This window comes from Streptococcus mitis (genome assembly GCF_019929545.1).
Classification (GTDB): domain Bacteria; phylum Bacillota; class Bacilli; order Lactobacillales; family Streptococcaceae; genus Streptococcus; species Streptococcus mitis_BU.
In genome coordinates this window covers 1-9892 of sequence record NZ_JAHZPT010000043.1, presented here as the reverse complement: position 1 = coordinate 9892, position 9892 = coordinate 1, and the positions used below count along the sequence as shown (strand labels likewise).

At 38.8% G+C, this 9892-nt stretch carries 4 protein-coding genes and 1 pseudogene; 4 read left to right on the top strand and 1 reads right to left on the bottom strand.

Translation table 11 applies throughout. The features are described from left to right. Positions 1 to 65 precede the first annotated feature (65 nt). The 4 genes and pseudogenes from K1I71_RS09100 to lysS form a co-directional block, all read left to right on the top strand. Positions 66 to 494, top strand: a pseudogene (locus K1I71_RS09100) (undecaprenyl phosphate translocase family protein); the annotation flags it as partial. Continuing rightward, complete coding sequence (locus K1I71_RS09095; RefSeq protein ID WP_223330804.1) at positions 494 to 973, top strand: aminoacyl-tRNA deacylase; 480 nt, start codon at positions 494 to 496, stop codon at positions 971 to 973. The pseudogene K1I71_RS09100 and the gene K1I71_RS09095, both read left to right, overlap by 1 nt. Positions 974 to 975: 2 nt before the next feature. Then, the gene (locus K1I71_RS09090; protein ID WP_223330803.1) at positions 976 to 1593 is read left to right on the top strand and encodes a histidine phosphatase family protein; all 618 of its coding nucleotides are present in this window, start codon (positions 976 to 978) and stop codon (positions 1591 to 1593) included. A 137-nt stretch (positions 1594 to 1730) separates the two neighbouring features. Continuing rightward, on the top strand, positions 1731 to 3221 hold the full coding sequence (gene lysS, locus K1I71_RS09085; RefSeq protein ID WP_223330802.1) for a lysine--tRNA ligase: 1491 nt from the start codon (positions 1731 to 1733) through the stop codon (positions 3219 to 3221). A 250-nt stretch (positions 3222 to 3471) separates the two neighbouring features. On the opposite strand, the gene K1I71_RS09080 is transcribed toward lysS, so the two are convergent. Next, the gene (locus K1I71_RS09080; RefSeq protein WP_223330801.1) at positions 3472 to 9465 is read right to left on the bottom strand and encodes a Rib/alpha-like domain-containing protein; all 5994 of its coding nucleotides are present in this window, start codon (positions 9463 to 9465) and stop codon (positions 3472 to 3474) included. Positions 9466 to 9892 lie beyond the last annotated feature (427 nt).

Genomic DNA, 9892 nt, shown 5'->3' with positions numbered 1-9892 from the left:
AAATATCCTAAACCTTCTCTAGGCGTCATAACCAATATCAAAAAAGGCTAATTCTAAAGCGACCGCTTGATTCCAGCTTTCTTAATTTCGTCCTAGCTGGTGCACTGCTGGCTCTTGGCGTATTAGTTCCTGGCCTCAGTCCATCAAATCTACTTTTGATTTTGGGTCTCTATGCTCCTATGTTAACTGGTTTTAAAACCTTTGACCTCTTGGGAACCTTCTTCCCGATTGGAATTGGGGCAGATGCAACTCTCATCATTTTTTCAAAATTGATGGATTATGCCCTAAACAACTACCACTCACGCGTCTATCATTTCATCATCGGTATCGTCCTATCAAGTACCCTTTTGATCTTAATTCCAAATGCAGGAAACGCTGAAAGCATCCAATACACAGGCCTTTCTCTTGTCGGGTATGTCATCATCGCCTTCTTCTTTGCACTGGGAATCTGGCTTGGTATTTGGATGAGCCAATTGGAGGATAAGTATAAATAATGGCAAAAAAAGTTAAAATTAAAAAAACATTGGTGGAACAAATCCTATCTAAAGCAGCTATCCCACATCAGGGAATTCAAATCAATGCCCTGGAAGGAGAGCTGCCTCAAGGTTATGAACGAGATCAGATTTTCAAAACCTTGGCTCTTTTGGGAGATAAAACAGGACCAATTATCGGAGTTGTCCCTATCACTCAACACTTGTCGGAAAAGAAACTAGCCAAAATTTCTGGCAATAAAAAAGTGAGCATGATTCCACAAAAGGACTTGGAAAAAACAACTGGTTACATTCATGGAGCCAATAATCCTGTCGGTATTCGTCAGAAACACAATTATCCCATTTTTATCGATAGGATTGCTCTAGACTTGGATCAAATGATTGTCTCTGCAGGCGAAGTTGGTCACAGCATTATCGTCGCACCGCAAGACTTGGCTAGCTTTGTAAAAGCTGACTTTGTAGATATCTTGGAGGGCAACTAAGAATGAAACTCTACTTTGTCCGCCACGGTCGTACCCTCTGGAACCAAGAAGGTCGTTTTCAAGGTGCTAGTGGAGATTCTCCCCTACTTCCTGAATCCATTGACACCCTCAAAAAACTTGGCCAATATCTCAAGGAAATTCCTTTTGATCAGATTTATTCAAGTGATTTACCTCGAGCGGTCAAATCTGCCGAGATTATCCAAAGTCAACTCAAAACGCCCTGTCCTTTAGAAAGTGTTCCTAATCTCCGTGAATGGCAGCTGGGGAAGTTGGAAGGTTTGAAAATTGCAACCTTGGAATCTATTTACCCACAACAAATCAAAGCTTTTCGATCTAATCTTGCTCAATTTGACACTCAAATGTTTGGAGCCGAATCCCTCTATAGTACCACGCAACGGACCATCCAATTTATCAAATCATTAAAAGATAGTCCAGCTGAGCGTATTCTAATTGTCGGTCACGGTGCCAATCTTACTGCCAGTCTTCGTACTCTTCTAGGATATAAAGAACCACTTCTTCGTAAAGATGGAGGTCTAGCAAATGCTAGTCTGACCATTCTAGAAACCCATGATTTTGAAACATTTACTCTCGATACTTGGAATGATACTTCCTATCAATAATAGAACTTGATTTTAGCGTCAAGTTCTTTTTAGTTTTTAAAGATTATCCGTGAATTTCTTGCTTATTTATGATAAAATGGGAGTATCGCAAAAAATGACTCATCGTATTCAATTTTGAGTAAAACTAGGAGGATCCCATGTCAACAGAACATATGGAAGAACTAAATGACCAGCAGATCGTTCGCCGTGAAAAAATGGCTGCGCTCCGTGAACAAGGAATTGATCCTTTCGGAAAACGTTTTGAACGTACTGCAAATTCACAAGAATTAAAAGATAAATATGCCGACCTCGATAAAGAACAATTACATGACAAAAATGAAACAGCTACTATCGCAGGACGCTTGGTAACCAAACGGGGTAAAGGTAAAGTAGGTTTTGCCCACATTCAAGACCGCGAAGGTCAAATCCAGATTTACGTTCGTAAGGATGCTGTCGGTGAGGAAAACTATGAAATCTTCAAAAAAGCAGACCTTGGTGACTTCCTTGGTGTCGAAGGTGAAGTGATGCGTACTGATATGGGAGAACTCTCTATCAAGGCGACTCACATCACACACTTGTCTAAAGCACTTCGCCCACTTCCTGAGAAATTCCACGGTTTGACAGACGTTGAAACAATTTACCGTAAACGTTACCTTGACTTGATTTCTAACCGTGAAAGCTTTGAGCGTTTTGTCACTCGTTCAAAAATCATTTCTGAAATCCGTCGTTACCTTGACCAAAAAGGTTTCCTTGAAGTGGAAACACCTGTTCTTCACAACGAAGCTGGTGGTGCGGCGGCCCGTCCATTTATCACCCACCATAATGCCCAAAACATTGACATGGTGCTTCGTATCGCGACTGAGCTTCACTTGAAACGCCTTATCGTCGGTGGTATGGAACGTGTCTATGAAATTGGCCGTATCTTCCGTAACGAAGGAATGGATGCTACTCATAACCCTGAGTTCACTTCTATCGAAGTCTACCAAGCTTATGCTGACTTCCAAGACATCATGGACTTGACTGAAGGCATTATCCAACACGCTGCTAAAGCTGTCAAAGGCGATGGTCCAGTTAACTATCAAGGTACTGAAATAAAAATCAATGAACCATTTAAGCGTGTTCACATGGTGGATGCTATCAAGGAAATTACTGGTGTCGATTTCTGGAAAGATATGACTTTGGAAGAAGCTAAAGCTATCGCTGCTGAGAAGAAAGTTCCAGTTGAGAAACACTATACTGAAGTTGGTCACATTATCAATGCCTTCTTTGAAGAGTTTGTTGAAGAAACCTTGATCCAACCAACCTTTGTCTATGGCCATCCAGTAGCTGTATCTCCACTCGCTAAGAAAAATCCTGAAGACGAACGCTTTACTGACCGTTTCGAGCTCTTTATCATGACTAAGGAGTACGGTAATGCCTTTACTGAGTTGAACGACCCAATCGACCAACTTAGCCGTTTTGAAGCCCAAGCTAAAGCCAAAGAACTTGGTGACGATGAAGCGACAGGCATCGACTACGACTACATCGAGGCTCTTGAATACGGTATGCCTCCAACAGGTGGTTTGGGAATCGGTATCGACCGTCTCTGCATGCTCCTCACTGATACAACCACTATCCGTGATGTATTGCTCTTCCCAACAATGAAATAGATTCTTATCCTCTGGTACTTGCCAGAGGATTTTTTTATAGTACAAAGAATTAGACTGAAGTTTTCACCTCAGTCTATTTTTCTATCGGACTTTAGAAAGGAAATTTCTTTCCTATACTCAATGAAAATCAAAGTGCAAACTAGGAAGCTAGCCGCAGGTTGCTCAAAACACAGTTTTGAGGTTGTAGATAAGACTAGCATATCTACGGCAAGGTGAAGCTGACGTGGTTTGAAGAGATTTTCGAAGAGTATTAGTCTTCTTTTTTCTTACGAGCTACCAGTCCGAATGCACTCAACATTCCAAGAAGTCCAAGACTAGCTAAACCAGCCTTATCCTCCGTACCAGTATTTGGCAATTCCTTCTTGTCATTGGCTACGGTTGTTTCACTAACTGCCTGATTTGATTCTGTTCGACTAACCTGAGTTGGAGTAGCTACTGGTTTTTCTGGATCTGTAGGACGAACTGGCGAAACAGGTTGCTCAGAACGAGTTGGAGTAACTACTTTCTTATAGGTATGAATCACATTGCCATTTTTATCTGTCTTAGTGCCAGTGTATTCATAACCTTCTAAAGTCTTAGGTCCATGGCTTCCATTTTCTTCTGGGGAAATTTCTTTACCATCACCATCTTGGTAACGTGTTACGATATGAGTAGTTGAACTACCATTATTACCTTGACTATCCCCATGATTAGATTTAGGAGTAACTTTCACAGGAACATCCACTGTCACTTTACGTCCGTCTGGCAACTCTAATTCTACTGTTACAGATGCTTTGTCACCAGGTGTATTTGTTTTTGGAATTTCTCCAACTTTCGTAATTTTCCAACCTTCAGGAAGATCTACATGTTTTTTCACTTCATCTTCAGTAATCGGTGTTCCAACTTCCACTACAATAGGAGTTACTGTCGGTGTTACGATAATTGGTACCTCTACTTCAACAATTTCTCCAGTAGGAACTTTAATCTTCACTTTAACACTTGGTTTCACTCCAGCTGGAATTGTTGTTGGGATTTCTCCTACTTCGACAATTTCCCATCCTGGTTCTTTTGGAAGATCAATATGTCCTTTCACATCGTCTGGTGTGATTGGAGTTCCTTGTGGTACAACAATTTGTCTTACGGTTGGCGTAACGATGACTGGTACATCGACAGTAATCTTACGACCATCTGGTAATTCAATCTCTACTGAAACGACTGGTTTTGTTCCTGGTGTAGTTGTTGTTGGAATTTCTCCTACTTTTGTTACTTTCCATCCTTTTGGCAATTCTATGTGTTTCTTAACATCTTCTGGCGTAACTGGTGTCCCTACTGGAACTACTACAGGTGTTACTTTCGGTGTTACGATTACTGGAATGTTCATCGTTACGCGAATTCCATTTGGTAATTCAATCACTACTGGGATACTTGGTCTTTCACCTGGAATATCTGTTGTAGGTTTATCACCAATATTGATAACTTTTACTCCTTTTGGAATGTGTTTTTCAACATCCTCAGCAGTAATTGGATCTCCTTGTTTTTTAACAATATCTTCAATAGGTGTAACATTTACTGGAATTTCTACAGTCACAACTTTACCGTTTGGTAATGTAATCATTACTTTTACAGGATCCTTCTTACCAGGTGTTGTTAAGTCTGGAATGTTTTCTACCTTAGTTGTTGCTCCTTCTGGTACTTTGATTTGTTTTAAAATATCCTCTGGAGTCAATTTAGCTGTTGTGACTGGTGTTTCAATTGGTGTAATTGGTGTTACATTCACTGGTACGTCTACTGTCACTACTTTGCCATTTGGTAATTCCACAGTTACTTTCACTGGGTCTTTCTTACCTGGTGTTGTTAAATCTGGAATATTTTCTACTTTCGTTACTTTTCCACCTTCTGGAATTGTAATTCCTTTAGTGTAATCTTCTTGTGTTAATGGTGTTGTCGTTACTGGTGTTTCGATTTCCTTAACAGGCGTTACATTTACAGGAACATCCACTGTTACTACTTTACCATTTGGTAATGTTACAGTTACTTTCACCGGATCTTTCTTACCTGGTGTTGTTAAATCTGGAATGTTTTCAACCTTAGTAACCTTACCACCTTCTGGAATCTTAATTCCTTTAGTATAATCGTCCGGTGTTAATGGTGTGGTTGTTACTGGTGTCTCGATTTCCTTAACTGGTGTTACTGTTACTGGTACGTCTACTGTCACTACTTTACCATTTGGTAATGTTACTGTTACCTTCACTGGATCTTTCTTACCTGGCGTTGTTAAGTCTGGAAGATCTCCTACCTTAGTAGTTGCTCCTTCTGGTACTTTGATTTGTTTTAAAATATCCTCTGGAGTCAATTTAGCTGTTGTGACTGGTGTTTCGATTTCCTTAATTGGTGTTACATTTACCGGCACTTCTACTGTAATCACTTTTCCATTTGGTAATGTAATCGTTACTTTTACAGGATCCTTCTTACCAGGCGTTGTTAAGTCTGGAATGTTTTCTACCTTACTTGTTGCTCCTTCTGGCACTTTAATTTGTTTTAATACATCCTCTGGAGTCAGTTTTTCTGTTGTAACTGGTGTTTCGATTTCCTTAACTAGTGTGACTGTCACTGGTACGTCTACTGTCACTACTTTGCCATTTGGTAATGTAATCGTTACTTTCACTGGGTCTTTCTTACCTGGTGTTGTTAAGTCTGGAAGATCTCCCACCTTAGTAGTTGCTCCTTCTGGTACTTTAATTTGTTTTAATACATCTTCTGGAGTCAGTTTTTCTGTTGTAACTGGTGTTTCGATTTCCTTAACTGGTGTGACTGTTACAGGAATATCTACAGTATAAGATTTACCATTTGGTAATGTAATCGTTACTTTTACAGGAGTTTTTTCTCCAGGTGTTGTTAAATCTGGTAATTCTCCTACTTTAGCTGTTGCTCCGTCTGGAATATTTAGACCTCTAATATAGTCTTCTTCTTTTAACGGCGTGTTTGTTACAGGTGTTTCAATTGGTGTTGGTTTTGTTTCAACTACTTTAATAGTAGCTGGAACTTCTACTAACACTTTCCCATCTTTATCTTTTACAACTACAGTAACTGGTTTATCACCTGGTGTTGATCCATCATATGGAGTTATTTGTCCTTCTGGAACTTTGTATTCGAACGTTGAACCTTCTGGATAGTCACTTGGTGTGATACTATCTTCAGCTTTAGGTTTATCTTTATCTTCAGCATTTACTGGAGTTAATTGTTCTTTACCTTGAACTACTTTAATCTTCGCAGGTACTTCTACAATTGTATCTCCATCCGAATCTTTCACGACTACAGTAACATCTTTTTCACCCGGTGTTGTTCCATCATATGGAGTTGCTTGCCCTTCTGGAGTTTTGTATTCAAATGTTGAACCTTCTGGATAATCATCTGGAGTGATGCTATCTTTTGGTTTTGGTTTCTTATCATTTTCAGCATTGACTGGGACATATTGTGTCTTAGGTTCTACTACTACAATTGTCGCTGGAATTTCTGTAATTGGTTGTCCATTCAGCTTAGCTACTACCGTTACAGGTTTATCACCTGGTGTTGTTGTATCTACTGGAGTGTTATCTTTATATTCAAATGTTGTTCCAGTTGGGAAATCATTTGGATTAATGTTTTCTTTTGGATCTGGCTGTTTCTTAGCTGGGTCTACTGGTACATATTTAGGATAACCTTCCACTACACGAACTGTAGATGGCACTTCAACTAATACCTTATCCCCTTGTTTCACAACAACGGTAACTTTCTTATCACCTGGTTTAGATGTATCTACTTCTTCTTTATACTCAAATGTTGCATCATCTGGGTAATCATTCGAATCAATGCTATCTTCAGGTGATGGTTGTTTCTTACCTTCATCTACTGGAACAATTTGTGGGTAACCTTGTACAACTTTCACTTTTGTTGGTACTTCTACAAGTGTATCATTTCCATCTTTTGCAATGACAACTACATCTTTTTCTCCTGGTGTTGTTGTATCTACTGGAGTCTTATACTCAAATGTTGTTCCTTCTGGGTATTGTTCTGGATCAATGCTCTTAGCTGCATCCGGTTGTGGTTTGCTTGGATCTGCTACTACGTATTGTGTCTTAGGATCTACAACTACTACTTTCGCAGGAACTTCTGCAATTGGTTGACCATTTAACTTAGCTACAACAGTTACATCTTTTTCACCTGCAGTTGTTGTATCTACGGGTGTTTTGTATTCAAATATTGTGCCATCTGGATATTCTCCTGGTGTAACACTATCTTTCGCTTCAGGTTGTTTCTTAGCTGGATTTGCTACTACAAATTGTGGTGTACTATCAACTACACGTACAGTTGCTGGTACTTCAACGATTGTATTTCCTTGTGGATCAAGTACTTCAACAATCACATTCTTATCACCAGTTGTTGTTACATCGATTGGAGATGTTTGCCCATCTGGAGTCTTATATCTAAATGTAGATCCTTCTGGATAATCTGTTTTATCAATGCTCTTTTCTGGATCTGGTTGTTTGTTGTTTTCATCAACTGGGACGATTTGTGGTATACCTTCAACTACTGTAACTGGTACTTTAACAGTTGTTGTTTTCTCTTCATCATCTACAATGTATTTAACAGTCACATCCACTTCAGTATCATCTGTTAAGTCAGGGACTGTTACTGTAGCTGTTTTATCAATTTCAACTCTAGCACCTTGTGGTAGTTTACCTGTAAATGTTCCATCAGCAATCGCTTTTTCAGCTTGAGCAAGTACTTTTTCTTTTGCTTTTTCTTTGTTGCCATTTTTAGGAACAAGAATTTCATCTGCTTCTGGTTTTGGTAAAACTGTTACTGGAACTTTCACTGTTTCGGTTAACTTACCATTATCATATGTTACCGGGATTGTCGCTTCTTTATTTCCTGCTTTAGCAGTAATATCTTCAGCAATGACAGGTTCACCTTTTGTTCCGTCTGTACCTGGTGTTACAGCACCTTTCACATCATCTTTTGTAACAGTATCCCCTTCAAATACTACTAATTTCTTAGCTGTTGAACCTACTACTGTTACTGGGACTGTTACTTCTCTAGTTGCAACTACTTTACCATCTTTTACATACTCTACAACTGCTGTTGCTGGCTTTTGTACTCCAGTTGCTGTTGTTTCCGGTACTGTTCCTGCTTTAACTTCTTTAACTCTTACAGTTACACCATCTGGCAATTTATCAGTTGGAACTGCAGTTGCTGCTTCTACTGCTTTCGCTTTAACTGCTTCATCTAAACCAGTGCTATCTTTAAGAACTGTTACACCTGTTGGTTCTACTTTTGGTAAAACTACAACATCTACTTTAGTTTCTACAGGAATTGTTTCAGTTCCTTTTGTATAAGTTACTGTTGCTGGCACTTCTAGTGTTTGACCTGCTTTTTTAGCTGTTGTAGGAATATCTGTAATATCATTTTTAGTTGGAGTAAAGCCGTCTACAGCTGTAGGGTTTACTTTTTCTTTCAACTGATCATTTGTTACTGCATCATCTTCAACTGTATACAATTTATTCGTTTCTTGATCTTTTACAGTAATTGTATAGGTAGTTGAATTCACTGCAGTTTCGGCACCTTTATTTGTTCCAGTATCCGTTTCAGTATCCGCAGTAACGATATTTCCGTTACTATCTTTTACTTCAACTTTAACTGTGTAAGTACCTACTTCTGATAATTTAACAGTTGCTGCTTCTGCTGCACTTCTATATTCTGTTACTGTTCCTGAAGGAGATGTTAACGTTACTTTTGTAACTGTTGTTTCCTTTTTATTTGGAGCAGTTGTCGCATCATCTTCTGTATCTGTAATTGTTACTGCAGCTGATTTTTGTTTTACTAAATCTACTGTAGCACCTTTTACAGTAGTATATAAACTTGAGCTAATAGACGGAGCATCATTTAATATAGACGCTTTATCTGAAGAACTTGCTGTTTCTACTGCATCAACTGTTCCTTTAAATCCTGATGTAGTTGAAATCGTCCACTTATCTCCAGTTTTTGTTGCTGTTACAGTAGAGTTATCATCAGCAGACCATTTATTTAATCCTTTATCATATTTAACAGTTACAACCATTCCTTTATTAGTATCAGTTGCTGAATCTGCTGAACTGTTCGCCGTATTTTCTTTTTTATACGTCGTTAATGTACGAGATACATTATTAACGGCTGTAACTTTTCCTTCTGCGTTTAATGTACGAGTATATTCGTAAACATTAAAGATTGTTTCTCCATCTTTATTCACATCAACATATAGGTCGCGTTTTAACCATGTTGTTGTACCGTCACTGTTAGGAGTTTTCTTCTCAGCAGTCTCACCAGATAATTCCCAACGACCACTAGTTTTATTGAATGTTGCTGCTACATTTTCTCCTAGTTGCGTTTTTAATGTTACTTCGGCTCGTGTAAACGTTGCTGTAATATTTTCACTATTTGCAGTTACGTTAATCGTATCTGTTGCGGCATTTGCTGTTGCTGTTGGAAGAACTTTTAGATTGAAAGTTTCACCAACTGTACCAATTTCATCATTGACGTTTACAGCAGTATTTGTTGTTTCTGATACAACCCATTTACCATCTTTAGCAACAATTTTTGTAGGGCACCTCTAAAAACCTATCCAATGGACACCAAAATATGAGATAATAGCCTTATCATAAGATGAGGTTATTATT